This is a genomic window from Luteolibacter sp. (genome assembly GCF_039920825.1).
Taxonomy (GTDB): Bacteria; Verrucomicrobiota; Verrucomicrobiia; order Verrucomicrobiales; family Akkermansiaceae; genus Luteolibacter.
On sequence record NZ_JBDSCX010000008.1, the window covers coordinates 118,738 to 141,023 of the forward strand.

A 22,286-nucleotide genomic window follows, 5' to 3' on the forward strand; every position below is an offset into this window, starting at 1 on the left:
AGATGATTCAGAAACTCAAGTCGCTCGTACGGCAATTATTCTATCGTTCGGTAGTGTTTCGCAACGGCGTGGGTTTGATTTCGAACCTGCTGGGCCGCACGCGGGGCACCGGCATGTCGCACCTGAATTCCTATCGGGAAGACGACGCGATCGGCCCGTTGCAACGTGACGAGGCGATCGCATTGTTCGGCATAGTGAGGACCTTGCGGCCCGTAACCCTGGTGGAGTTCGGATTTTTCCACGGCCACAGCGCCTTCAATTTTCTGCAGGCCATGAGCGATGACGCATTTCTTTTCAGCTATGACATCGACCCGGATTCCATCAGAAGGGCGAAAAGGGAATTCACCTTCGACCCGCGGTTCAAGTTCATCGGGAAATCACAGACGGAATTCGATTCCGCGGATATCGGCGGACGGATGATCGATTTCGTATTTTTCGACGCCGCTCATGAACTGGATCTGAACATCGCCACCTTCGGACGGATCGTCCCGCACTTGGCGGAGGATGCGACATTGGCGGTGCATGATACGGGCTTGTGGCATCGATCCCATTTCGCGCCGATCCATGAACAATTCACGAAAGAATATCCAGGCATGTGGATGAACCGGGATTTGTATATCCATCAGCCCGGCGAGCGGCAGTTCATCGACTGGGTGGTGGAAAATCATCCTGAGTTCAACGCGATCCATTTCCACTCCACCGGAACCTTACGACATGGTTTCACGCTGCTCCAGCGGCGGCGGAATCTGACGGACTAACTGGCGACGAGTCTCGACCATCTCCTCAGAAATAGGTGATGAATCGCCAATGCGAGGGCAATTCCCGTAGCATCGCATAAAAGATCCACCACGTCCTGCAGATCAAACCCGAATCCGAAGGCGACCTGAGCAAGCTCGATGGCGATCGAGGTAACGACCGCCAGCGACAAGGTTGACCGGCGGCCGACGAGACAGGCGGCGAGAAAGGTCGGGCCAAACAGCAGCGCCAAATGTAAGAAGGGACGGGCTTTCTGGGCGTAGTGCTTGATTCTCAAGGCGATGTCACCCTTTTCGGGGATTTGCCCCACGGAGAGCACCGTCTCGGGCGGAACGCCATCCGGCACGGAAAACGTTTTTTCCGGCTCAATGATTCCTGGCGCGGTCGAATGGATCTTATGAAATTCCGCGTCGCCCATGCAAAAGGGAGGCCCGAACGAGCGAAAGGATTTCCACGGACCGGGAACAACGAAGTAGATTCCCATGAGAATCCAAACAGTTGACGCAAGCATCGGGCGCAATAGCCGGTGCGATCCTCGGTAGTTGATCCACAAGAACACCCAGACGAACCAGCCCGCCAGAAGCACCCAATGACCGATTTTCCACACCATACGCTCGCGGACGAGCGTAGCTTCAAACCTCGATAGGATCAGGTCTCCCGAGGTTCCGAGGTTTTCCAGCCGCAGGGCGGGAATGGCGGTCGGTTCTTCAGGCTTGGCGACCAATTCGGTGAGCAGTCCGGTCTGGTCGTGGCGGGCGGCACCGAATGGATCATTTTCCGAATCCGCCTGTCCGCGTGGGGAATGCCACTCGATAATGCCCCGACCGTCCTCCCAGTCTTCCCTGCCTGGCCGGAGCTTATTTGCAGAAATGGCAAATTTCAGGTGCAGCCGATCCGTTTCCTGAAATCCCGGAAGATCAAAACGTGTCACCGTCGGGGGATGTCCTTGGATCACCCTCAGGCGAAGCTGTGAGTCACTGGGTCCACCCAGCCAATCCACCCCTGGAGTGAGTTTAGCGGTTTGGCGGATGTCATTGAGGGTCAGTGTCGAGATACCCGGAACCCGCTCGAAGCGGCATTGCCACAGGAAATAGAGTCCCACAGCGAGGATGAGGAAGACTCCGCTCAGGGTAAATCGACGCATGAGTGGCGGGAGAATCCACGTCCTGCCGGGGAAACCAACCAAAATTGCGCAGTTTGGCAACTATCAGAGATTCAAGGAGAAACCCAATCGACATTGAAATCGCCTAATTTCACAATATGCGATTGCCGACGATGCAATTTTGGAGATTCTTGGTGCCCCGCTGTGTCGCTTTGGTTCAAACACCCAGTTCTGATTTATGGCTATCAGCCGCAAAGATTCATTCGCGCTTCAGGCGTTCCAACTGTCTGACGCCCTGTTGGTGTGGCTGGCTTTCTGGTTGGCGGGGATCGCCCGCGCCTGGTTGGGATTGAGTGACCCTGACGAGGCCTTGCTCCAGTCGATGAACTGGGTGCTGTATATCGCGGTGCCGTTCACACCGCTGGCGCTTGAGCGGTTCGGATTTTACGACCATTTGCGGCATAAGTCGGCGGGAGATTCGATGTGGCAACTGACGCGCGGACTGCTGGCGATCGCGCTCTTGGTGGGTCTGTTCGCGGTGTTCGCGAAAGTGATGGGACTGAGGCGGCTGGTGCTAGGACTCGGTTTGGTTTTCACTTTCGGTCTGATTTTCCTGAGAGAACGATTATCCCACCGTTGGCTGAAGAAAAGCCTTCAGGACGACGGACGAAAAGAGCGTATCATCATCGCGGGATCAGGCAATGAGATGAACGAATTGCTCGCGGAGTTGGATCACGAGATCACCTCCGGCTGGAAGGTGGTGGATCATTTCGACCTCGGGAAACGGGAGGTGCACGAGCTTTTCGCACTGCTGAAGGATGAGTCGGTGAGCCGGGTGGTGTTTTCCGCCCGGAACACCGAGTTTGAAAAAGTCGCCCGAGCGGTGGAAGCGTGCGAGCTACAGGGCGTGGAGGCATGGATCGCCGCTTCGTTCATCCGTTCGCAGATTGCCAGGCCGGTCTTCGACGCCATCGGGAACAAACCGATGCTGGTGCTGCGTTCGACCCCGGAACTTTCATGGGAGCTTCTCTGCAAAGAGGCCTTCGACCGGATCGGAGCTTTGTCGATCATTGTGGTCACTTCGCCGCTTTGGATCATCGCCGCGATTGGCATCATGATCAAGAGTCCCGGGGCTCCGGTGTTTTTCTCGCAAATGCGGGCGGGACGCTACGGCAAGCCGTTCCGGATGTGGAAATTCCGCACGATGGTGGCCAACGCGGAAGACTTGCTCAAGAAGACCAAGGAGGACCACGGTAATCAGATGGAAGGTCCCGTATTCAAGCTGAAAAATGATCCGAGGATTTTCCCGTTCGGAGCGTTTTTGCGGAAGTTCAGCATCGATGAGTTGCCTCAGTTGCTCAACGTGGTTTCCGGCGAAATGAGCTTGGTGGGTCCTCGGCCGCTGCCAATTTACGAAGTGGACGCGTTTTGTGAGATGTCCCACCGCCGGCGGTTGAGCGTGAAACCGGGCATCACTTGCGAATGGCAGGCCGGCGGGCGAAATACTATCACCAGCTTTGAAGAGTGGGTGGCCATGGATTTGAAATATATCGACAATTGGTCGCTCTGGCTGGACATCAAGATCCTGTTCCGGACGGTCCCGGCCGTGTTATTTGGCAAAGGTGCCACCTAACCACCCGTGGCACGACACACCGGACAACCGCAGCTCCGGTTAGTCTGCCGCAACTGACCATCATGCCTGTCATTTCGTCCGTTTTTCTGGTTCTTTCTTTAGTGCTGGCGGTTGTGATCGGCCCGCAAACCCGAGCATGGACCTGGGGTCCAAGCCTGCTCGCGCTAGGGGTCGCATCAGCCGCGGCCCTTCCTGCGATCTGGAAAAAGGGTCGGATTGCCAGTGATTTCGGACGGTTGGCGTGTGGCACCCTGGTGGCGGGGTGGTTCGCTTGGCGGGCATGGATTTCTCCGGTCCCCGAACTGGGGCAGATGGACCTGATGTTACTGTGCGGAGTTGTGGCCGCGTTTGTCTGCGTGCGGGTGATCCATGGAAACGCAATGGCCGAACACATTTTGATCTGGGGGATCGCCCTGCTGTTGTTAGCCAGCGTGCTGGTGATTTGGAAACAGGTGGTCGATCCAGCGTTCTCTCCGGTGTTCGCCTCGAGAGCGTCCGCGCTTCCGTCAGGATTTTACGCGCATTACAATGAGGCGGCTAATTACCTCATCGCGTCGTCGCTGTTGGTGGCGGCTCTCGCCTTGTTCGGGAATCAGGGCGTGCTGGTCCGTCTAATCTGGGCGTTGATCGCGATTGCCGGGTTGGTTGCAGTCTATTTCACTCGGTCGCGGGGAGGAATATTCGGTGCGGCGGTCGGCGGCGGAGTGTTCACCGTGGTGGCGCTGGTCATTGCCAAACGTCGGAAGGTTCGCTGGTTCCTGGCAGCGATGTTGGCCGTCCCAATCACGGCGTTTCTCCTCGGTGGCTACCTCTACGTGGGCTGGAAGGATGCCCAAGCCTTACGCCTGCAGGAAAGCGGAAACATTTCCGGCAGTGGGATCGAACAGATGATGGACAACGACAGCCGGCTCTACCTGCTAGGAATCGCCACCTCAAGCATCGCGCTGCATCCACTATCGGGCGGCGGCAGCCAGAGTTTCAGTTGGGAGAGCTTCCGCTTTTACAACAACAAACTCCAAGGAGGAACCATCACCCACAAGGCGGAACTGGTCCACAACGAGCTGATGGAGGCAGCCACCGATTACGGGATCATCGGGGCGGGAATGTTGTTAGGATTGCTGGTTGCGCTGACATTGACCGGCATCCTGGGGGTCGTCTTTTCAGATTCCCGGATGGAGGGGGACTCCGGAGATGCCTGGATTCTCGGCGGACTCGCGGCGCTTGCAGGGATGTTGATCCAGTCGTGTTTCAGTTTCGTGTTCCATCTGCTGCCCGGTGGGGTTTTGCTAGGCATCTGCCTTGGCCTGATTTCGCGATCTTCCGGACGTCCCGCAGATTCCCCACAGGTGATCGGCTCGCGGATTCTGCTGACGACCGCCGCGGCAGCTTGTGCCGTTTTTCTCCTGCCTATGGGGTGGAGGGGAACCCGGACAACACACGTCCTGTGGTCGAGCTATTTCAGCAAGCAGCCGCTGACATCCTTCGAATCCCGATCCGAGGCGCTTGGCGAGGCGCTGAGGTTGTGGCCAACGTCTTCAATATATCAGGAACGTGCGTTCGCCTATCAGGAAGCCTCGTCGGTGTCCGAAGGAACGTCTTCCAAGGAAATGGCGGAGCTGGCCATTGCCGACTATGAGGAGGCTGAACGCCTTCACCCGTTTGATCCCAGCCCGGTGGTCAACCGGGCGAACGTGCTAAGCCGATTGCACCGGGATCACGAAGCCGAGGACGCCTACGATCACGCGATCACCTTGCAAGGCGGCATGGAGCCGGGGTTCCGAGGCCGGTTTTCCCTCGCCAAACACCTGATGTCCAAAGGACTGCGCCAGTTCAATCCTGAGTACCCTGCCGATTCCCTTTCAACCGTGGAAATCGCCGCGCAGCAGATGGAGGAGGCGGTCAAGGAAATGCACTGGATCACCCCTGACATGCGGGATCCGCGGGTGTCGGTTCAGGAAAGCCTTGGGGCGGCCAAGGAAGCGAATGGCGATTACGAAGGAGCGATGAGGGCTTATGATTTCGCAACCATGCTTATCTCGGGCAATCGCGCCCACTACCGGGCAGGGATCCTCAATGGAAAAATAGCGGCCTCCGCATGGGCGGAACGACGCTCCGCTGAGGCCATGGGATATTTCATCGAAGCAAGACGACGAATCGGTCTGGCCAAGGAATTGCCCCAGGGAGTGACGCCCAGCCAGCAGATCGAGTACCTTGCTTATCTCGATCAGGCGATCACCTATCTGAAGGGAGCGAAAATCGAGCCCATCGCCCCGAAGAACTAACGGATCAAGGGGTGACCTGCTCCCAGTGGATTTGATTCCTGGCAAACTGCGTTAGAAATGCCTGCAGTTTCGTATCAGCCTCTGCCTCGGTCACTTCAAAGGCCACTTGGGGAGACCTGCCGTCAATAGCCGCCTCAAGCACTTTTCCATACTGAATGGTGGCCGATACGTAAGCCCAACGCTGGTCGATACCGCGGACAAGGCGGTCTTTCATGTCAATGACGGTGCGCGCAAGGTGATCGTTGGTCAAGCGATCGTGTCCGACGAAAAAGTAATAGGTGAGGCAATTGGATTTCACATAGCGCTCCCGTTCTCCTGCAGGCGCGTCATTGTCGGACTTGATCGAAACCAGACGTTTTACGGGAAAACTGCGACCGTTGGAAAGCTCCAACGTCCGGTCGCTCGAAGACATGATGAAGTGTCCCTGGGCCGGCATACACCGCTCGGGACGGTGGATTGAGTTGTTCACGTCGGCACCGGAAAGAACGATCGACAAATCCAATCGCTCCCGAACGGGAAAGCCTTCCATCGTGATTTCTCCGGAACGGATGCTTCTTGCGATCGCCTTGGAAAACTCGGTATCCCGTGACAAGACGGTCGTCTCGTCAGAGGTAGGAGGGATATTTTCAAGATCCCAATTCCCGGAAGATTCGGGCAACTCCATCACCACTGCTGACTTCGCGACAGCTCCGACGCTCGGGAGAAAATAAACCGCGCTCAAGGAGGCACCCAGAAACAACGGCAGCAGCCAGACTTTGCTTTTCATGATTCCGGGACGAAGTGATCAGGATGATTCGGACGGGTGACGACTTCCCGCCGCAACTGCCGCCGGTTCGCGTTCTTCCATGGAAATCCGCCTTCAAGCAGCGAATGGATGGCGAGCAGAAGCATCAGCGAAAACGGATAGAAAAGAAGCAGGCCGGACCAGTCATGCCACGTGGTTCTCGCCCATTCGGAGTTGCCATACTCGGCGATTACGAAAATCGAAATCACCCGCAGGGCGTTGCCGAGGATCGCCAGAGGAAAGGCGGATAGGAAAAGCAACACCCGTTTCCACATCGCCATCTTGTCCGCGATGTAGGCCCAGGCCGCCGATATCATCAGCAAGGCCATCAGCGAGCGAATGCCGCTGCACCCCTTCGCGATGTCCAGCGGCTTCCAGTCTCCGTGGATCGGCAGAACTTTGGTTCCCTCCACATAGGTTTCCACGCCGAGCAATCCCGAGCCATGATGGGCCAACGATGTGGCTAACAACTGGAGGTGGGTCGTCGCCTGTTGGAAACTTGGCAGCGGGATCGCCAGCCAGAAAAAGAAAATCGGGAAGGTCAGGATTTTAGCCACCCGCCATCCCCAAAGATACATCGCCGAGCCCCACAAAATGAATGGCAGCGCGCCCATGGTGATGCGCGGTTGGAGCGTCCTGAAACCCGCCGCGTAAAACAACACTCCGACCAGAATGGCCGCCAGTCCCCAATAACTGCCATCACTCACAGCCGTCTTGAGATCCTTCAACCGATAGATGATGAGCCCCGCGATCACAAAGGGAAACAAGACCCCGTGTTCATAGTCCAGGTCGTCATTCCACGCGCTCTTCAACCATCCCGTCGCCGAAAAATCCCGTTCGGCACCGTAGCGCAGCTGGAACGCGTAAAACCACACCAAGACCGCCACCGAGAGCGCGATCGAAACCCACAATCCCGGATTCGAGTGAGTCTCGCCGATCGACTGACGTTTGCCCGATTCGGGCTCGGTTGGGTTTAAGGACATCAGTGGGGAAAGGAATGGACGATTTCCGAGCAAAGTATTGCCGACCGTCCCGGCACTGTCAACAATCCGCCCGCCTCGCCGTTTATTGCACTTTCTTGCCCATGAAAATCATCAGTGGAACCGCTCACCGCGCCCTTGCCGAACGAATCGCGGAAAACCTCGGCCAACCGCTCGCAGACGTCCACGTCTCCGCATTTCCCGATGGTGAAACCGAAGTGAAAATTAACGAAAACGTCCGCAATGCCGACGTTTTCATCATCCAACCGAGCTGCCCGCCGACCAACCACAACATCATGGAGCTGCTCATCATGGTGGATGCGGCACGCCGGGCCAGTGCGGAGAGAATCACCGCCGTCATGCCGTTTTTCGGCTACGCCCGGCAGGACAGGAAGGATCAACCGCGCGTCCCGATCACCGCCAAGCTGATTGCCAATTTGCTCACCTCCGCCGGCGTGAACCGGGTGCTGACGATGGATCTCCACGCACCTCAGATCCAAGGGTTCTTTGACATCCCCGTGGATCATCTTTACGCGAAATCCGTCCTTATCAGTTATCTCCGCGAACGTCACCCGGACACCTCGAACCTCACCGTCGTTTCGCCGGATGTCGGCGGTGTAAAAATGGCCCGCGCCTACGCCGACGCGCTCGGAGCCGAACTTGCGATCGTCGCCAAACACCGTGTCAGCGCGACCCGTGTGGAAGCGATGAACGTAATCGGCGAAGTCGAAGGCCGCGATGTCCTCCTCGTCGATGACATGACTGAAACCGCGGGAACACTCACCGCTGCCGCGGAAATTCTCCACAAGCACGGCGCCAAACGCGTTTACGCCGGCGTTTCCCACGCGATTCTCGGCGAGCTCGCTCATCAGCGGATCCGGGATTCGTCGATCGAAGAGGTCATCACCACCGATTCCGTGCCTCAAGCCGCCGGACCGAAAGTCCAGGTCGTCGGCATCGCTCCCCTGCTCGGCGAAGCGATCCGCCGGATCCACGGCGGGCAGTCGATCACCTCGCTTTTCACCGTTTGATCGACCGTTCCGCGGTTTCCCGAACAATTTTTTGACAAGCGCCCCTCAGGCAGCTACACACCCCGCCCCCGTACTGGGTGCAGTAATCCCCGGCGGCTACAACTACAAACGACCTACAGTCATGGCCAAGAAGACATCACTCAAAGCAGCCCCGCGTGCACGCAGCGGAACCGGACGCCTCAAACAAATGCGCCGCGAAGGCTGGGTTCCATCCGTGATCTACGGAAAAGGCACCGAAAACATCAACCTCAAGGTCGATGCGAAGACCTTCACCGAACTCCTCGCCCACAGCAGCTCGGAAAACATCCTCGTCAATCTCGACATCGAAGGTCACGGCATCCGTCTCGCGTTCCTCCAATCCGTCCAGCACGACTCGCTTTCCGGCATCACGCTTCACGCTGATTTCCGTGCCATCGACGAAAACACCGCCATCACCGCCCACATCCCGACCCACCTCAACGGTGAATGCGTCGGCGTCAAAGCCGGTGGCCTCGTCGAGCAATACGTTCACGCCATCGAAATCACCTGCCTTCCGAACGACCTTCCGGAAACCATCGAAGTGGACATCAGTGCCATGGACATCGGCGCTTCGCTCCACATTGGTGAAATCAAATTCCCAGCCGGTGTCAAAGCCACCCATGCGGCCGACGTCGTCGTCGCCCACATCGGCAAGCCAGCCGCCGCCGTCTCGGAAGCAGCCGCCGCGGTTCCTGCCAAGTAAGCGATCCATTCGTTTCTCTCAAAACGCCCGGTCTGCTCACGCGGACCGGGCGTTTTTCTTTCCAACACCCTTTTTCACCCAAAAATTCGTCAGATTCCGACGATCCCGGCGGAAACGCCCTTCTCCACACGGCGGACGGCCTCGCTGCGGAAAGCTTCCCGCCGGAGACGATTGATGAAGGCATCGGTATCACGCCAGATCCACCGGTAGAACTCCGCATCGTTGCCGCCGAGAGCAACCAGCGCGCCACGGTGGTTCACCCACAAAACGGTTCCCGCCGCGAGAGCCCTCAGGCGGAAGAGCGCGGACCACCTGGCACCGAATTTGCCCCGGCCTCCCTCATCGGCCAGGCGTGAGCGATGGAAGGAAATGTGCCCGGTTTCATCGCTGATGATCAGATCACACATTCCCCGCAGGGCCGCATCTTCGCCATGTTTCCGGAGCATCTTGTAGTAAACATTGCTGACGATTTCGGTCCCTAGCAGCGCCTGCAGCTCGAAGCGCACGCCAAGGAACCTCCGGACTCCGCAGAAGAGCGAAAAACTCCAGTGGCTTTGGATTTCCTCCGCACCGAGCCGCCGCAACATGCCGCCCAACAGCCGCGAGTGTTCCTTTTCCTCGTTGAACCAAAGGTCGATCACCCGCTTCACCGCCGGATCCGACAGATAGCGGTCACGATTCCAGGCGATGAGATAAGCCGGTCCTCCGCCGTCACCGAGCTGGAACTGCTGGATCGAACATGTTAGTTTTTTCAACATACGGCCGGTGAGCTTGAGAGGAGCGTCCCAATCCGGCTCGGGGCGGTTCTTTGAGTTCCTGTCGAAATGTCTGACCCATTTTTCGTAGTTCATGTTGATGCGGGGTTACGCCCGCAACCTGGTTCCCGAATGAGGAGGCCGGATGTACGTTCCGTGAAGACTTGGTGAAAACCGCGCTTCACGACCGGCACCGCCCTTCCGGAGCCGCGCTGACTTCTGGATTGGACTTTCATGCTCCACAGTTAACCCTCCCCGCATGTTCAACCTCATCGTCGGCCTCGGAAATCCCGGGCGCCAATACGAAGACACCCGCCACAACGTCGGGTTCATGGTGCTGGACCGGATGGCCGCCGCCGCTGGTGTGACCTTCCAATCCGTGCCGAAATGGCAGAGCCACATGACCAAGCTTCCCGGCTCCGGCACCATCCTGCTCAAGCCGCAGACCTTCATGAACTTGAGCGGCCGCGCCATCCAGCAGATCCTCTCGTTTCACAAATGGCCGCCTTCCGAAATGCTTGTCATCTACGACGATGTCGCCCTGCCACTCGGCAGCCTCCGCTTTCGCGAAAAAGGATCCGCCGGCGGACACAACGGCATCAAATCCATCCTCCAGCACCTCGGGAACGACGAATTTCCCCGGCTAAAGCTCGGAATCGGCGGCAGCCAGCCCGGCGAAATGGTCGGTCACGTCCTCGGGAAATTTTCCCCGGACGAAAAACCCGTTCTCGAAAACATGCTTGCCACTGCTCTGGAAGCCGTGCAGCTTTCGCGCTCCCAAGGAATCGCCGCTGCGGCGAATCGCTATCACACTCGTAACAATCCACCACCACCATCCGATGAGTCGCAAATATCAAGGCCTGATCGTCCTTAACACCAAGTCCCTCGAAGGCACCGTTGATGAACTCGTCAGCGCCGTTTCCAAGGATTTCGAAGCCGAAGGCGTGAAAATCGACAAGGTCGCCCAGCTCGGCCGCCGCCAGTTCGCCTACGAATCCCGCCACCTCGAGGCCGGTCACTACGTCAACTACACCTTCCAAGGCGCACCTGAAGCGATCACCAAGATCCAAAGCCGCCTCAAGCTGAACACCCACGTGCACCTTCAGCATTTCCAACGGATCGCCTGAGTTTTCCGCTCGCATCCGGCAGAGCAACCCCCAGCATTCCACTTGTTATGGCCAATCTCAACAAAGTCATGCTCATCGGAAATCTCACCCGGGATCCCGAATTGCGCCACACCCCGAAAGGTACTGCCGTCGCCGAACTCGGCCTCGCCATCAACCGGGTTTGGAAAGACGAACAAGGCCAGAAGCAGGAGGAAACCACCTTCGTCGACGTCACCCTCTGGGGCCGTCAGGCGGAGCTCGCACAGCAGTACCTTGCCAAAGGCCGCCCGGTTTATATCGAAGGCCGCCTGAATCTGGATACTTGGGACGACAAGGCCACGGGCCAAAAACGCAGCAAGCTCAAAGTCATCGGCGAGAACCTCCAGTTCCTCTCCTCTGGGGAAAGGGGTCCCGGAAACGGATCCTCTCAAGGCGGTGGCGGCTATTCCCAGCAATCCTCGTCCGCCCCCCAACAACGCTCCGGCCCGCCGCAAGGCGCCTCCGCAGCTCCGGTCGACGACTTCCAGGAAGACGACGACATCCCGTTCTGATTTTCGATAGATCTGTTTTCTGAAAAGCGAGGCCGCGCAAGCAGCCTCGCTTTTTTCGTGTTTGAGTCTTTGCTTCCCGATTCTCCAATGCACTTGGAAATTTTTCATCTGCGGGAAATTAGCTTCTCGTCCTCTTTCTTTCGCCGCGATACGCGTCGAAACGCATCTGAAAAAATCTTCACCCCGCGCTAACCCATAGCAGAATTGTAATTTCTGAGGTTCTCATCAGCACGGTAAAAACCCGACTGGACACCTGCCCGAGTAAAAGCCGAGGTAAGCCATGATTCAAACAATTGATGAGCTTGCCCAAGGCGCGATTCAATTGCCGCCCGACCAAAGGTTTACGCTCGCACAGCGCATCCTGGCAAGTGTCGAACCACCGGGGGATTCTGAGATTGATAAAGCTTGGGCTGCTGAAATCCTTGACCGCATGAGGCGATTCGACTCCGGAGAAACGAAGGGGATCCCGGCGGTCGATGTCTTTGCGAAGATGGACCAGCGCTTGGCTCGATGAATCTGGAATTTCTTCCGGAGGCAGCGGCCGAGTTTTTCGAAGCAGGTGAAAACCACGAGGAAAAGTAACGTGGTCTTGGAACCCGCTTCGGAGCTGAAATCCGGGAGATCTGCGCGACGATTTTGGCTCTTCCATTACTGTGGCGGGAGCGCGACGGAGGTTTCCGGCGGGTCAACCGTCCTGTATTTCCCTACTACGTCGCCTATCATATCCGCGGCAATACCATAGTGATTGCGGCCGTCGCGCATGGAAGCAGACACCCAGACGACTGAAAGCGACACTCGGAATAAACCAACGCGATGCTCCTCGAATCTGCATCGGTTTCCCTTGGCCATGCCATGGAACTGCCATTAGCCTGCGGGCAGATTGATTGAAGTTCGTTTCCAACGCGGCCTGTACCTGCCGGAACTCGACCTGTGGCTGGACCCATGGGATGCGAAGCCTCGCGCTTTTGTTTCCCACGCCCATGCGGATCACTTCGCGCGGCATGAATCGGCGCTGTGTTCAGATGTCACCGCCGCGCTGGTGAAACGCCGGTTTCATCTGGCGGAAAACCGAATCGAAGCGGTTTCATTTCACGTGCCAATCGTCCGCGATGGTTTCCGGCTGAGACTGCTGCCGGCCGGCCACATTTCCGGCTCGGCGATGTTGCATGTCACCCGCATCAAGGACAACGCGAGCCTGCTTTACACCGGTGATTTCAAAACCCGCCGCGGACGCACGGCGGAGTCCGTCAATTTCCTCAGCGCCGACACGCTCATCATCGAAACCACCTTCGGGCTGCCGAATTTCGAGTTTCCGAACCCGATGGAAATCGAAGCGTGCATCCTGCGCTTCATTCAGGACGCATTTTCCGACGGAGAAACGCCCGTATTGTTAGGCTATTCTCTGGGCAAGGCACAGGAGGCGCTCGCGTTGATCACCGAACATGGCATTCCCGCGCTGCTTCACCCGGCCGTCGCCGCGATGACCGCGGCCTGCCGCGAGGCCGGCTTCGACATGCTGCCGGAACCGGTGGAGTTCGACGGTCACGCGCCTCCCGGCCATGTCGTCATCGTTCCGCCGAATGCGATCCGGTCGAAATTGATGCGCGGATTGAAAGCGAAACGCACGGCGATGCTCACCGGCTGGGCAATGCAGCCTGGTTCGAAATACCGTTATCGAGTCGATGAAGTCATCCCTCTTTCCGACCATGCCGATCACTCCGGACTGATGGAATGCATCACGCGCGTCCGGCCGAAACGAATCCTAACAGTCCACGGCTTCGCCAAAGAATTCGCCGCGGAATTGCGGACCCGTGGCATGGATGCCTGGTGCGCGATGGGCGGCGACCAGCTGGAACTATCGATCGCCCAAGCCGCTCAACGGCCCGGCGGCACTTCCACCCGGGCCATCCGCGCGATCTGTTCGTTGGCGGATTTCGGCGACCTCTGCCGGCTGGTCGGCGAAACCAGCAGCCGTGTGGCGAAAACCGAATTCCTCGCAACCTACCTGCGCGGACTGGCGAACGATGAAGACCTCCGGCTCGCCGCGGTTTGGCTAACAGGCGAGGCTCTGCCGCGGAAATCCGGAAGACGTCAGTTGCACGTCGGCTCGGCCACCATCCGGCGGGCCTTGGTTTCACTGCCGAATGTCAGGGAGGAACGCTATCGCGAAATTTCACTCGCCCAGAACGACACCGCCCGCACGGCGCGGTTGGTGCTTCAGGAAATCCACCTCCGGCCGGAGCCTCTTGATCTCCCTGGACTCGCCGCGTTTTTCGAAGAACTGGTGGCGGCGACCGGATCACTCGACCGCATCGCACGTCTGGCCGCCCGGCTGGCCACGCTGCATCCGGTGGAAGGTGAAACACTCGTCAAGTTGCTAACAGGTGACCTGCGGATCGGCCTCAAGGAAGGGCTGGTCGAGGACGCGATCGCCGCCGCATTCGATGTTGTACCCGCCGAAGTCCGACATGCCCACATGCTCACCGGCGACATCGGAGAGACCGCTCTGTTAGCGAGGCATCACAAACTCGCGGAAGCCACGCTCCGCCCGCTGGTGGCGGTGAAGTGCATGCTTGCGGCTCCGCTTGAACGCGATGAGGAGGATGACACTCCCCTTTTCGAGAAGCTTCCATTCGCACCGCCGTTCTGGTTGGAGCCGAAATACGACGGCATCCGCGCGCAACTCCACAAACTCGGAAACGACGTCGCCCTGTTTTCCCGCGACCTGCGGCCGCTCGACGAATTCCCCGAACTCCTCGCAGCCGCCCGTCAGCTCGACGGCGACTTCATCCTCGACGGCGAGCTGATCGCCTTCGCCGAGGGTCGCAAACTCGGCTTCGCGGATCTTCAGAAGCGCCTTGGAAGAAAAACCGCCGATGGTGATTTATTCCTAACCGAACAGGGAGCGGATCACACGGTACCGTTGCGATTCATCGCCTTCGATCTTCTCTGGCATGACGGAATCGACCTGTTGGAGCAACCCTTGATCGACCGGCGGGCGAAGCTCGAAACCATGACGCTCGGCGCGCCATTCGAAATCATTCCCCTGCATTCCGCCGAGCACACCGGAGAAATTGAGGCTGCCTTCAAGCAGGCCATGCAGGACGGCCATGAAGGACTCATCGCGAAAGACCCACAAAGCTCCTACTCGCCGGGGAAACGCGGAAAATCATGGATCAAACTCAAGGGTGTGATGCCGACGCTCGATTGCGTGGTCGTCATCGCCGAGCAAGGACACGGCAAACGCTCGGATGTTCTATCCGATTACACGTTCGCCGTGCGTGACGAGGAGACCGGCCAATTGCGGGTTCTCGGCAAGGCCTACTCCGGCCTGACCGACGATGAGATCGAGGATCTGACCGAACATTTCACACGGCAGACGATCCGCAAGGAACGTCGCAAGCGGCACGTCGAGCCGGACATCGTGCTGGAAATCGCCTTTGACGCGATCCGTCCGTCACCGCGCCACGACTCGGGACTGGCGCTGCGCTTCCCCCGCATCAAGGCGATCCGTCGGGACAAGTCGATCGACGACATCGACACGCTGCAATCTGCTAGGGCTCTTCTTTAGCGGGTTCCGTATCGATGCCGTATTTCAAGGCGAACTCGGCGGCGGCCTTGGCATCCTTCTTCGGCCAGTTTTGATAGATACTCTCCAGCGTGGATTTGCGCTCCGAGCCTTCGGGAAGGGTGAGCGCCCATTGCACGGCGACCTGCGGCTCATATTCGGCAACGGTCTCGGCATAGGTGGCGACCGAAGCGTTTTTCGCAGGGCCTTCGGGAGCGCCGGTGAGCCATCTTCCGGCTGCCAGATAATCCTGCTGCGTCCATTGGCCGATGAGATTGTCCGCGCATTCCCTGACGTCGCTCTCCGGCAGGTTCTGCGCCATCCAGTCGATCCAACGGCCGGTGTCCTGCTTGGTGTTGAAATAGGAAAGCCCGGCGGCGAAACGGGCGCTTTCCTCAGGAGTTAGTTTGGATTTGGCGATCCATTCCTTCACGGTATCGAAGTTCTCGTTGGAGAGATTACGTCCCATGCTTTCGAGAGAGTCCTTGAGAATTTCATCACCCTGCTCGCTGTCCGGCAGCGTTGCCAAATGGTCGCGAAGGGCGGCAAGAATCGCGGTGCGTTGTTCGGGAGTCTTCCCCGACTCGACCAGAGCGTCGATGGCCGCCGATGAATCCTCCAGTTTCATTTCCCCAATCAGCTTGAAGGCGAGTTTCGGATCGGTCTGGGCGGCTCCGGCGATGATGTTGCGTTTCGCGGACTCGTCGGCGATGTCCGGATGAGCGGACTCGTTGACGCGGATCCATGCGAGCGCGGCCAGCGGAGAGTCCTTCGCCCAGGCCATAAGGGACGAGGCGACAACCTGTTTCCCCATCATGCTGTCGCCTAACAAATCAGCCGACTCCGAGTAAAGCGCGAGTGCCGCCGCCGGATGATCGTCGCCAAGCATCATGATGGAAAAGCCGATGAGATTGCGGCGGTTTTCCTGGGTGAGGGATTTGTCATCGCGCAGTCCGGCGATGACGAGCTTCAGCTGGGATGCGTCGAGTTCCATCAGCCGGTTCATCAAGTCCATCGCGCGGCTGTCGGATGCGTCTTCCGCCGTGCCGCCGGATTTTTCCTTGAGTTCCATTTCCTTGGCGAACGCGACAAGTTCCGCAGCCATGGCATGCGCGTCGCTCTCACCATCCTGCCGCTGGCGCTTGGTGATCCGCGGGTCATCGGATGCATTTGCGGGAGCTGAGGAAATCCCGAGTTTCTCCGCTTGTTCGACGAGTAGGTGGTGATCCGCCCGCAGGGTGGCGAGGCGCTGTTGATGCATCCAACCCATGGCCCCGCCGACGACGAGAATCAGAAGCGTGGTCGCTAACGGAAATTTTATGTCACGCATCATTTCAACTGCTTGAGAATTTTCTCGCGGAGTGTCGGGTCTGAAATCATCCCCGCGAGTTGTTGGGCGACTTCCAGATTCGAGTGGGCGGAATAGCCTTCCAGGAACGCGACGAGCACATCGTCGCTGCCGGAACTTTTCTGGTATTGGAGAACGAGTTCCGAAGCCGCTTCAAAATCGAATTTCCCTCCGGCCTGCGCGGCCTCGGCCAAGGCCTTGCCGGTGATGCTGTCGGTCTGGCCGGGAGCCTGCTTGTCGAGCCAGGCCCGCAGGCTGTCGGCCTCGGCGCGGCTGATGTCGCCATCGCGACCTAACATTTCAAACTGGGAAGTCGCCGTTTGTTTCGCGGCTGCGGCCCGTTCCGCGGGGCTGGCCTGCACGGAATCGAGAAACAACGAGACTTTTTCGTATCCGCCACCGCTGCTCGCCAGTTGTTCGGCGATGTTAGCAAACGAACCTTCACGCTCGTCAGCGGGAATGAGCTGGCGCACGAGATCGGCATAGGCTTTCTGCTCGTTAGGTGAGAGGTCGGTGAACGGCAGTTGTTCTAGAATTTCCCGCCGCTGGTCTTCCGGCAGCGCCTGAATTCTCAGGGCCGCGGCCGCCAGATCCGAGGATAACAGGTTTTCCAGAACTTCGGACTCGAACTTCGACCGCATCTCGCTCTTTCCGTCGAGTGTCCGGCTTTCGAATTTTCCTTCGGCAATCTGACGGTCGAACCACGCGATGGCGCCTGCCGAATCCTTCTTCATCCACTGCTCGAAGGCGGTCGCCAATTGCCAGCCGACCGAGCCGGATCCGCTTTCTATCTGATCGACAAATCGCGCGAGCGCATATTGCGGGTCGAGCTTGATCAGTGGCTCGAGGATCATCGCGATGAGCGCCTCGCGGTCTTCATCGGATAGATCGAGTCCGGCGATTTCATCGAGCGCGGCGATCATTTCCTCGCGGGTCATGTTTTTTAGCCGCTGTTGGAGATCGATCATCGCCCTCAGTTGGGCCTTTTCGCCACCGTTCCGGACAGCGGCCATCGCGGCCGGCATCCGTTTCCAATCGATGGCATCCTTGGCAGCGGAATGACCGCCTTTCGCATGCGGAGCATCCGGAACGCTTCCCGATGCAAGAGCGACGGAGATTTTTCCGCGAAGCTCCTGGCCATCGTGCTCTAGCGAGGAAATCGACCGCATCTGGCTGGCGTTCCAAACACCGACGAGAATCAGGGCCGACAAGGGCGGGATCATGTGAGAGGCTTTCAAACAAGAGAGGTTTCGCTGCATGTCCATGATCCGTCAAGGCGGACGAAATCCTGCGGATTTAAAAAGCGGCGCTTTCCCTCGCCCGACAATCCTGCGATGGATTCCGGCCATGAGTTCATTTCTCAAAATTACTTTCGCCGCGTCGTTCGCCGCATTCTTCGTATCGTGTGCAGCACCCACCGCTCCATCCTCGTCCGGTCGCGACGTTTACGGCCATCGCCCGGGGCCGAAGGGGTTCAAAACGGTCATCATCGACGCCGGCCACGGCGGTAAGGACAGCGGAGCGACCAGTCCCCACACCGGCCAGCACGAAAAAGACCTCGCGCTCGATACCGCCAAGCGCATTGCCAATGACCTGAGCCGCGATTTCAAGGTCGTCATGATGCGCAGCGATGACACTTTCGTGGATCTCGATGAGCGCGTCGCCCGCGCCAACCAATACGGCGGTGCCATCCTCGTCAGCATGCATTATAACAGCGGCCCGTCGGGCATCCGCGGTCCGGAGACTTATTACTGGCGCGTGGACAGCCACGGACTCGCCGTCCGCTGTCAGAAGGCGATGGCCGGAGTGAGTCCGGTGGAAAGTGGCAATCGCGGGATGGTCCGCCGCCGGATCCGCCTGACCCGGAATCCGGAAATCCCCTGCCTGCTATTAGAAGGTGGATATTTGAGCAACGCCGCCGAAAGCCGCCAGATCAGCGATCCCGGCTACCGCCAAAAGCTGGCGAATGCCATCGCCGGCGCGATCCGGACCCAAGCCGCCGTGGGCGATGCCGGGACCGGTCCGCTGCCACCTCCGCTGAATGCGCCGCCGAGCCGGCCAACGGATGCCCACGAGTGATTTCATTTTCGAAGCCCCATGATGTCGCGCCAACTCTGGATCACCGTCGGCACGGCGGTCGTTAGCTTCGCCTTGGGGCTGGCATTGGCACCGTCGTTGCGGAAATCGGATGCAGGAGCGATTTCCGAGATCCGCCAAACGAAATCCGGTGACAGGACTCCGTCAGGAACCCTGTCAGGCGATGCGAGGGAAATCACCAGCCACAACCGTGTTGGTAAGAGGGACGAGAAAACGAAAAATACGGAGCCAAGAATTTCGATTCCACTAAGCACTGTGGAAAAGCGGATCAAAGATCAGCCTTTCGACTCGGACTTCATGTATCTATCCTCCTTCTTGGAGAGAGATCTGCCTTACCTCGGAGCTACGGATGCGGAAGCGGCGAAACTCATGAATTCGCTAAAACAAGCTCAGACCGACCTCCTGACAGGCGAGCGAAATCTCCTTAAAGTCGTCCAAACGGACAAAACGCGAATACAGCTTGATACCAGTGCCATGCAGCCCGTTTACGCCTCGGCAATCCAACGATTTCAAGACGACATCCGCTCGACCCTTTCTCCCGAAGCAGCAAACCTTTTGATTTCGTCGATCGATTGGAATCAATTCTACCCCGCTGGCAAAGAATCCTCTCCGATATTCAAAATCATCCGGAGAACCTCGGGCGAAGTGGCCGGGGTATTAACAATGGGCGATATTGTAAAATGGTACATGATCCCTGGCGACTTCGCGGATGACGGCAAGCCGATCCCGGCGGATTCGGGTTTTGACCATTGGAAACCTTACCTCAAGGGACTTACCCTGCTTCCCCAGAATGAGAAGTGATCTTGCACGCTCGCCCGGAAAATGGATGCGAATTTCTCAAGATTTCCCGGTTGACACCCTGAAATCGGCTCCCTAGTTTCCCCACCCCTTCGCACATCCCGTGTGTCCGAAGCTATTTTTTATTACAAGCACATGAAGACGTTTTCCGCCAAGCCGCATGAAGTCGAGCGCAAGTGGTATGTGATCGACGCCAAGGGCAAGATCCTCGGCCAAGTCGCTGTCGAGGCCGCACGCCTCCTCCGCGGCAAGCACAAGCCTACTTTCACCACCCACGTTGATACCGGCGATTTCGTCGTCGTGATCAATGCCGATCAAGTTGTCCTTACCGGCACCAAGGAAACGTCCAAGATCTACACCCGTTTCTCCGGCTACGTCGGTGGACAAAAGGTTGAGACTCCCCGTCTTGTTCGTGAGCGCCGCCCGGTGCTTCTCGTCGAGCGCGCCGTCTGGGGCATGATCCCGAAGACCCGCCTCGGTCGCGCCCAATTCGGCAAGCTCAAGGTGTATGCCGGTGAGTCCCACCCGCACGAAGCCCAAGCGCCTGTCGTCCACGCCGTCAAATAATTAACTTTTTCTCCAAATGACCGCCACCACCACTCAAAGCGCCACCGGCCGCCGCAAAACCGCAGTCGCCCGCGTCTGGATGACCGAAGGCACCGGCCAGATCACCATCAACAGCCGCACCTTCGAGGAATACCTTCCTACCATCGAGCTTCAGAACGCCGTACTCGCACCGTTCCTCGCCGTCTCGCTTTCCAACAAGTTCGACCTGAACGTCGTCGTCAAGGGCGGCGGCAAGCAGGCCCAGGCGATTGCGATCCGCCACGCGATTTCCCGCTCGCTCACGCAAGTGGACCCGGAACATCGCAAGGTCATCAAGCCACTCGGATTCCTCACCCGTGACCCACGGATGAAGGAACGGAAAAAGCCAGGTCAACCGGGTGCCCGCGCGCGCTTCCAGTTCTCCAAGCGTTGATCCTTCAGGATTTCACAAAAACCGCACTTCTTACGAGGTGCGGTTTTTTTGTGTTCAAAAGTAGTCGGGGACTTCAGTCCGCTCTTCGTTCATTTGAAGAACGGACTGAAGTCCCCGACTACTCTCTCAAACAATCTTCAACCGCGCCAGGTCCTGGGTATCGATGAGCCCCACCGGTTTCCCGTCGTCATTCAGCACCACGATATCGTCGATTCGGTTTTCGCCGATGGTCTTGAGGACTTCCACAGCGAGCGCGTCCGCTTGAACCGTGATCGGATGGCGGGTCATGAGTTGCGCCACTGGCTTTTCACCCAGCAAAGGATCATTCCGGAAACTTCGGGCGAAGTCACCGTGGGTGAAAATTCCGGCGAGACTGCCATCCGGTTTCAGGATCAGGCAGGCACCCGCACGGGCACGGTTCATCGAATCCAGCGCGGCAAACACATTTCCCTCCTCGGTCACGGTCGGCAGCTCGGCATCGGCGCGCATAATGTCGGACACCCGGGTGAGCAGGGCGCGTCCGAGCGAACCGCCTGGATGAAATCTGGCGAAGTCCTCTTCGGTGAATCCACGGGACTCCAGAAGCACCATTGCCAGGGCATCTCCCATCACGAGCATCGCGGTGGACGAGGAAGTCGGGGCAAGGTTGAGCGGACAAGCCTCGCGCTCGACCGAGGTGTCCAGCGTCACCTCGCTGAATCGCGACAACGTGGAGCCGGTCTTGCCGGTCAGCGCGATCAATTTCACGTCGAAGCGCTTGATGAACGGCAGCAGGTCGAGCAGCTCGCGGGTTTCACCCGAGTAGGAAAGCGCGAGCACGGCGTCGCCGTCGGAAAGCAGGCCAAGGTCGCCGTGGAGGGCGTTCTGCGAATCGAGAACCACCGCAGTGGCACCGGTGGAATTGAGCGTAGCCGCGATTTTATGCCCGATGTTCCCGGATTTCCCCACGCCGACCACCACGATTTTCCCGCGGTTTTCGAGAGTCCCCTGAAGGATCTTCACCGCGACGACCAGCGACTTATCGAGGCGCATCGCCATCCGGCTCAGGCCGTCAATTTCGGTTTCGATCACGGAGCGGGCACGCGCCAAGTAGTCCATGACCCATCACAAGCCCAGATTCAGGCACTTGGCAAGTGGAGCTTGGCTCAAGTCGTCTCCTGTTGGTTTTGGGGATGAAATGCTCCGCCGCCTTTCGCCTCGCAATCCGCCGCGGAGCCGCCAATGTTTGCGCATGAAAACCTTGATTGCATCGATGCTGATCGGCGGTCTCCTGCTGGCGACGGGCCGGGCTACCACCATCACGGTGGTGCCGATTTACGAGCCTATCAGCCTGCACGGCACCGATGGAGACGAAGCCGTCTCGGAAGTGGGCGAAGCGCTGCAAGCCTCGGTGATGCCCCGTCCAATGGCGCTGACCGGAGCCTTTCCCGAAGTGCTGGTGGACGCCATCCGCAACCCGCACCTGATCCCGACGAACAACCCGAACTACAAGGTGCAGGAAGTGAACCTGCTGGTGCTTTGCAACGTCGGAATCAGCGGCGAAATGATCGACGGAACCCTAACCGTCCGCCTCAACATCGCCGAACTGGCCATCCCGACGGAAGTGGATCTAACTACCCGTCAGATCCTGAACCTCGCCATTGTCGCGCTCCGCAAAACGCTGGATGAATACCAGCACCATCAGGTTTCGGCGCTTCCAGTCAACCTGCTCATCGAGGGAGCCGACGATGCGAAAGCCGGCCTGCGCGACCTTGCCACCAAGTTCGTAATCGGCGGTGATCCAGCGGCAAATTGA

General features: G+C 58.4%; 22 protein-coding genes. 15 read left to right on the top strand and 7 right to left on the bottom strand.

All coding sequences use genetic code 11. The features are described from left to right. The first annotated feature begins 2 nt into the window (after positions 1 to 2). On the top strand, positions 3 to 758 hold the full coding sequence (locus ABIQ96_RS01735) for a class I SAM-dependent methyltransferase (RefSeq protein WP_348212809.1): 756 nt from the start codon (positions 3 to 5) through the stop codon (positions 756 to 758). Here the strand turns inward: ABIQ96_RS01735 and ABIQ96_RS01740 are convergent. Next, positions 755 to 1,900 carry a hypothetical protein gene (locus tag ABIQ96_RS01740; RefSeq protein WP_348212810.1) on the bottom strand — a complete coding sequence of 382 codons (1,146 nt, stop codon included), beginning with the start codon at positions 1,898 to 1,900 and terminating at the stop codon, positions 755 to 757. The two genes, ABIQ96_RS01735 and ABIQ96_RS01740, sit on opposite strands and share 4 nt — an antisense overlap. Before the next feature lie 196 nt (positions 1,901 to 2,096). Between ABIQ96_RS01740 and ABIQ96_RS01745 the strand changes: the two genes are divergently transcribed. Both ABIQ96_RS01745 and ABIQ96_RS01750 read left to right on the top strand, forming a co-directional pair. Continuing rightward, positions 2,097 to 3,491, top strand: coding sequence for a sugar transferase (locus ABIQ96_RS01745; protein ID WP_348212811.1), 1,395 nt, complete (start codon positions 2,097 to 2,099; stop codon positions 3,489 to 3,491). Positions 3,492 to 3,553: 62 nt separating this feature from the next. Further along, the gene (locus tag ABIQ96_RS01750) at positions 3,554 to 5,773 is read left to right on the top strand and encodes an O-antigen ligase family protein (protein ID WP_348212812.1); all 2,220 of its coding nucleotides are present in this window, start codon (positions 3,554 to 3,556) and stop codon (positions 5,771 to 5,773) included. A gap of 4 nt (positions 5,774 to 5,777) precedes the next feature. Here the strand turns inward: ABIQ96_RS01750 and ABIQ96_RS01755 are convergent, their stop codons facing one another. Beyond that, a complete protein-coding gene (locus ABIQ96_RS01755; RefSeq protein ID WP_348212813.1) occupies positions 5,778 to 6,539 on the bottom strand; it encodes an exosortase-associated EpsI family protein in 762 nt (253 codons plus the stop codon). After that, on the bottom strand, positions 6,536 to 7,540 hold the full coding sequence (locus ABIQ96_RS01760) for an exosortase/archaeosortase family protein (protein ID WP_348212814.1): 1,005 nt from the start codon (positions 7,538 to 7,540) through the stop codon (positions 6,536 to 6,538). Before ABIQ96_RS01760 ends, ABIQ96_RS01755 begins: the two co-directional genes overlap by 4 nt. 101 nt (positions 7,541 to 7,641) lie before the next feature. Between ABIQ96_RS01760 and ABIQ96_RS01765 the strand changes: the two genes are divergently transcribed. Both ABIQ96_RS01765 and ABIQ96_RS01770 read left to right on the top strand, forming a co-directional pair. Then, entirely contained in the window at positions 7,642 to 8,568 is a 927-nt protein-coding gene (locus tag ABIQ96_RS01765; protein ID WP_348212815.1) for a ribose-phosphate pyrophosphokinase, read from the top strand. A 121-nt stretch (positions 8,569 to 8,689) separates the two neighbouring features. Beyond that, complete coding sequence (locus ABIQ96_RS01770; RefSeq protein WP_348212816.1) at positions 8,690 to 9,289, top strand: 50S ribosomal protein L25; 600 nt, start codon at positions 8,690 to 8,692, stop codon at positions 9,287 to 9,289. Positions 9,290 to 9,378: 89 nt separating this feature from the next. Here the strand turns inward: ABIQ96_RS01770 and ABIQ96_RS01775 are convergent, their stop codons facing one another. Further along, complete coding sequence (locus ABIQ96_RS01775) at positions 9,379 to 10,140, bottom strand: ferritin-like domain-containing protein (RefSeq protein ID WP_348212817.1); 762 nt, start codon at positions 10,138 to 10,140, stop codon at positions 9,379 to 9,381. Positions 10,141 to 10,303: 163 nt separating this feature from the next. Between ABIQ96_RS01775 and pth the strand changes: the two genes are divergently transcribed. The 5 genes from pth to ABIQ96_RS01800 all read left to right on the top strand — a co-directional run bounded on the left by pth (position 10,304) and on the right by ABIQ96_RS01800 (position 15,272). Continuing rightward, positions 10,304 to 10,918: an aminoacyl-tRNA hydrolase gene (gene pth, locus ABIQ96_RS01780; protein ID WP_348212818.1), complete on the top strand. Its 615-nt coding sequence runs from the start codon at positions 10,304 to 10,306 to the stop codon at positions 10,916 to 10,918. Next, positions 10,884 to 11,171 (top strand): 30S ribosomal protein S6, encoded by a 288-nt coding sequence (locus ABIQ96_RS01785; protein WP_348212819.1) that lies wholly within the window; start codon positions 10,884 to 10,886, stop codon positions 11,169 to 11,171. The genes pth and ABIQ96_RS01785 overlap by 35 nt, the downstream gene beginning before the upstream one ends. Positions 11,172 to 11,218: 47 nt before the next feature. Further along, positions 11,219 to 11,701 carry a single-stranded DNA-binding protein gene (ssb, locus tag ABIQ96_RS01790; RefSeq protein WP_348212820.1) on the top strand — a complete coding sequence of 161 codons (483 nt, stop codon included), beginning with the start codon at positions 11,219 to 11,221 and terminating at the stop codon, positions 11,699 to 11,701. 280 nt (positions 11,702 to 11,981) lie between these two features. Further along, the gene (locus ABIQ96_RS01795; RefSeq protein WP_348212821.1) at positions 11,982 to 12,215 is read left to right on the top strand and encodes an addiction module protein; all 234 of its coding nucleotides are present in this window, start codon (positions 11,982 to 11,984) and stop codon (positions 12,213 to 12,215) included. Between the two features lie 366 nt (positions 12,216 to 12,581). Continuing rightward, positions 12,582 to 15,272, top strand: coding sequence for an ATP-dependent DNA ligase (locus ABIQ96_RS01800; RefSeq protein ID WP_348212822.1), 2,691 nt, complete (start codon positions 12,582 to 12,584; stop codon positions 15,270 to 15,272). Here ABIQ96_RS01800 and ABIQ96_RS01805 read toward each other — a convergent pair. Together ABIQ96_RS01805 and ABIQ96_RS01810 are read right to left on the bottom strand one after the other, a co-directional pair. Next, positions 15,256 to 16,602 (bottom strand): hypothetical protein, encoded by a 1,347-nt coding sequence (locus ABIQ96_RS01805; protein WP_348212823.1) that lies wholly within the window; start codon positions 16,600 to 16,602, stop codon positions 15,256 to 15,258. The two genes, ABIQ96_RS01800 and ABIQ96_RS01805, sit on opposite strands and share 17 nt — an antisense overlap. Next, positions 16,599 to 17,828 carry a hypothetical protein gene (locus tag ABIQ96_RS01810; protein ID WP_348212824.1) on the bottom strand — a complete coding sequence of 410 codons (1,230 nt, stop codon included), beginning with the start codon at positions 17,826 to 17,828 and terminating at the stop codon, positions 16,599 to 16,601. Before ABIQ96_RS01810 ends, ABIQ96_RS01805 begins: the two co-directional genes overlap by 4 nt. A gap of 136 nt (positions 17,829 to 17,964) precedes the next feature. Between ABIQ96_RS01810 and ABIQ96_RS01815 the strand changes: the two genes are divergently transcribed. The 4 genes from ABIQ96_RS01815 to rpsI all read left to right on the top strand — a co-directional run bounded on the left by ABIQ96_RS01815 (position 17,965) and on the right by rpsI (position 20,491). Then, positions 17,965 to 18,696, top strand: a complete 732-nt coding sequence (locus tag ABIQ96_RS01815; RefSeq protein ID WP_348212825.1) for an N-acetylmuramoyl-L-alanine amidase — start codon at positions 17,965 to 17,967, stop codon at positions 18,694 to 18,696. A gap of 18 nt (positions 18,697 to 18,714) precedes the next feature. Then, the gene (locus tag ABIQ96_RS01820; protein WP_348212826.1) at positions 18,715 to 19,515 is read left to right on the top strand and encodes a hypothetical protein; all 801 of its coding nucleotides are present in this window, start codon (positions 18,715 to 18,717) and stop codon (positions 19,513 to 19,515) included. Positions 19,516 to 19,647: 132 nt separating this feature from the next. Next, a complete protein-coding gene (gene rplM / locus ABIQ96_RS01825) occupies positions 19,648 to 20,079 on the top strand; it encodes a 50S ribosomal protein L13 (RefSeq protein WP_348212839.1) in 432 nt (143 codons plus the stop codon). Between the two features lie 16 nt (positions 20,080 to 20,095). Further along, complete coding sequence (gene rpsI / locus ABIQ96_RS01830) at positions 20,096 to 20,491, top strand: 30S ribosomal protein S9 (protein ID WP_348212827.1); 396 nt, start codon at positions 20,096 to 20,098, stop codon at positions 20,489 to 20,491. A gap of 126 nt (positions 20,492 to 20,617) precedes the next feature. Here rpsI and ABIQ96_RS01835 read toward each other — a convergent pair whose 3' ends face one another. Then, positions 20,618 to 21,562 (bottom strand): KpsF/GutQ family sugar-phosphate isomerase, encoded by a 945-nt coding sequence (locus tag ABIQ96_RS01835; RefSeq protein WP_348212828.1) that lies wholly within the window; start codon positions 21,560 to 21,562, stop codon positions 20,618 to 20,620. Positions 21,563 to 21,722: 160 nt separating this feature from the next. On the opposite strand from ABIQ96_RS01835, the gene ABIQ96_RS01840 reads away from it, so the two are divergent. Then, positions 21,723 to 22,286: a hypothetical protein gene (locus tag ABIQ96_RS01840; protein ID WP_348212829.1), complete on the top strand. Its 564-nt coding sequence runs from the start codon at positions 21,723 to 21,725 to the stop codon at positions 22,284 to 22,286.

Bases quoted from the DNA above. Each gene is read 5' to 3' on its own strand.
- ABIQ96_RS01770 (WP_348212816.1), top strand. From the start codon at position 8,690: ATGGCCAAGAAGACATCACTCAAAGCAGCCCCGCGTGCACGCAGCGGA.
- ABIQ96_RS01760 (WP_348212814.1), bottom strand. From the start codon at position 7,540: ATGTCCTTAAACCCAACCGAGCCCGAATCGGGCAAACGTCAGTCGATC.
- pth (WP_348212818.1), top strand. From the start codon at position 10,304: ATGTTCAACCTCATCGTCGGCCTCGGAAATCCCGGGCGCCAATACGAA.
- ABIQ96_RS01750 (WP_348212812.1), top strand. From the start codon at position 3,554: ATGCCTGTCATTTCGTCCGTTTTTCTGGTTCTTTCTTTAGTGCTGGCG.
- ABIQ96_RS01735 (WP_348212809.1), top strand. From the start codon at position 3: ATGATTCAGAAACTCAAGTCGCTCGTACGGCAATTATTCTATCGTTCG.
- ABIQ96_RS01740 (WP_348212810.1), bottom strand. From the start codon at position 1,900: ATGCGTCGATTTACCCTGAGCGGAGTCTTCCTCATCCTCGCTGTGGGA.
- ssb (WP_348212820.1), top strand. From the start codon at position 11,219: ATGGCCAATCTCAACAAAGTCATGCTCATCGGAAATCTCACCCGGGAT.
- ABIQ96_RS01795 (WP_348212821.1), top strand. From the start codon at position 11,982: ATGATTCAAACAATTGATGAGCTTGCCCAAGGCGCGATTCAATTGCCG.
- ABIQ96_RS01755 (WP_348212813.1), bottom strand. From the start codon at position 6,539: ATGAAAAGCAAAGTCTGGCTGCTGCCGTTGTTTCTGGGTGCCTCCTTG.
- ABIQ96_RS01745 (WP_348212811.1), top strand. From the start codon at position 2,097: ATGGCTATCAGCCGCAAAGATTCATTCGCGCTTCAGGCGTTCCAACTG.
- rplM (WP_348212839.1), top strand. From the start codon at position 19,648: ATGAAGACGTTTTCCGCCAAGCCGCATGAAGTCGAGCGCAAGTGGTAT.
- rpsI (WP_348212827.1), top strand. From the start codon at position 20,096: ATGACCGCCACCACCACTCAAAGCGCCACCGGCCGCCGCAAAACCGCA.
- ABIQ96_RS01805 (WP_348212823.1), bottom strand. From the start codon at position 16,602: ATGATGCGTGACATAAAATTTCCGTTAGCGACCACGCTTCTGATTCTC.
- ABIQ96_RS01840 (WP_348212829.1), top strand. From the start codon at position 21,723: ATGAAAACCTTGATTGCATCGATGCTGATCGGCGGTCTCCTGCTGGCG.
- ABIQ96_RS01775 (WP_348212817.1), bottom strand. From the start codon at position 10,140: ATGAACTACGAAAAATGGGTCAGACATTTCGACAGGAACTCAAAGAAC.
- ABIQ96_RS01820 (WP_348212826.1), top strand. From the start codon at position 18,715: ATGATGTCGCGCCAACTCTGGATCACCGTCGGCACGGCGGTCGTTAGC.
- ABIQ96_RS01815 (WP_348212825.1), top strand. From the start codon at position 17,965: ATGAGTTCATTTCTCAAAATTACTTTCGCCGCGTCGTTCGCCGCATTC.
- ABIQ96_RS01785 (WP_348212819.1), top strand. From the start codon at position 10,884: ATGAGTCGCAAATATCAAGGCCTGATCGTCCTTAACACCAAGTCCCTC.
- ABIQ96_RS01765 (WP_348212815.1), top strand. From the start codon at position 7,642: ATGAAAATCATCAGTGGAACCGCTCACCGCGCCCTTGCCGAACGAATC.